The sequence below is a fragment of the Citricoccus sp. NPDC079358 genome (genome assembly GCF_040702545.1).
Lineage (GTDB): Bacteria > Actinomycetota > Actinomycetes > Actinomycetales > Micrococcaceae > Citricoccus.
In genome coordinates this window covers 1-1,425 of the sequence record NZ_JBFBLI010000037.1, presented here as the reverse complement: position 1 = coordinate 1,425, position 1,425 = coordinate 1, and the positions used below count along the sequence as shown (strand labels likewise).

Genomic DNA, 1,425 nt, shown 5'->3' with positions numbered 1-1,425 from the left:
GGTCAAGCCCCGTGGAGTGGTGTAGTGATCGGTGATCCTTCTGTTGTTGGTGTTGGTCAGGCGCTGAGTTCGAGGGTGGTGTCGGCCGCCTCCTCGGTGCTGTTGTCGGGGACGAGGGTGAGTCGGGACTTGGCGAGGATGTCGAGGCCGAGGTAGCGGCGTCCTTCGGCCCATTCGTCGGTCTGCTCGGCGAGCACGGCGCCGACGAGGCGGATGATCGCGTCGCGGTTGGGGAAGATGCCGACGGAGTCGGTGCGGCGGCGGATCTCGCGGTTCAGTCTCTCGTTGGGGTTGTTGGACCAGATCTGCTGCCAGAGCCCTTCGGGGAACCCGGTGAACGCGAGGATGTCCGCTCGTGCGGTGTCGAGGTGGTCGTGGGCGTCGGGGAGCTTGCCGTCGACGTAGTCCAGGAGCCGGTCGAACTGGGCGTGGACACTGTCGGCGTCGGGTTGGTCGTAGACGGAGTGCAGCATCGCCTTGACGGCTGGCCACATGCTCTTCGGTGTCACGCTCATCAGGTTGGCGGCGTAGTGGGTGCGGCAGCGTTGCCAGACCGCGCCGGGCAGGTTCGCGGCGATCGCTTCCACCAGGCCCTGGTGGGCGTCGGAGGTGACCAGGCGGACCCCGGATAGGCCGCGCGCGACGAGGTCGGCGAAGAAGCTGTTCCAGGCCGAGCCGGTCTCGCTGGTCGCGACCCGCAGGCCGAGGACCTCGCGGCGGCCGTCGGCGTTGACGCCGGTCGCGATCAGCACGACGGCGTTGATGACGCGGCCGCCCTCACGAACCTTCATCGTCAGTGCGTCGGCGGCGACGAACGTGAACGGCCCGGCATCTTCGAGTGGGCGGTGGCGGAACTGGTCGACGTGCTCATCGAGCTCAGCCGCCATCCGCGACACTTGCGACTTCGACAGCGAGTGGATCCCGAGGGTCTTGACCAGCTTGTCCATCCGGCGGGTCGAGACGCCGGCGAGGTAGCAGTCCGCGATCACGGTAATCAACGCGGTCTCGGCCCGTTTGCGGCGCTCCAGCAGCCACTCGGGGAAGTAAGTCCCTTGCCGCAGCTTCGGGATCGCGACGTCGATCGTGCCGACCCGGGTGTCCAGATCGCGGTGCCGGTAACCGTTGCGCTGCGCCACCCGGTCGGGGGACGCCTGCCCCCATTCGGCGCCGACGACGGCGTCCGCGTCGGCGGACAGCAGCGCGTTGATCATGGTCTGCAGCAGCTGCCGCATCAAATCCGGCGAGGAATCGGCGAGGGCTTCGCCCAGCAGGCGGGCAGGGTCGACAATATGAGGTGCGGTCATCGTGATGATGCCTTTCGAGTGGGATGTGAGAGTTTCCTCGACGGATCACACGGTGGCCGCGCTTTACGTCGCGAGCGACGAACTGGCCACCGTGGGCTACACCACTTTAGGGGGCACTACT

Annotated in this window: 1 protein-coding gene; it reads right to left on the bottom strand. The window is 67.2% G+C overall.

From position 1 onward, the window contains the following. Positions 1–56: 56 nt before the first annotated feature. Positions 57–1,304 carry an IS256 family transposase gene (locus AB0333_RS16940; protein WP_366219841.1) on the bottom strand — a complete coding sequence of 416 codons (1,248 nt, stop codon included), beginning with the start codon at positions 1,302–1,304 and terminating at the stop codon, positions 57–59. Positions 1,305–1,425: the final 121 nt, after the last annotated feature.

What these genes read in the sequence shown, in the direction of transcription:
- AB0333_RS16940 (WP_366219841.1), bottom strand. Translation starts at nt 1,304, where the DNA reads ATGACCGCACCTCATATTGTCGACCCTGCCCGCCTGCTGGGCGAAGCC.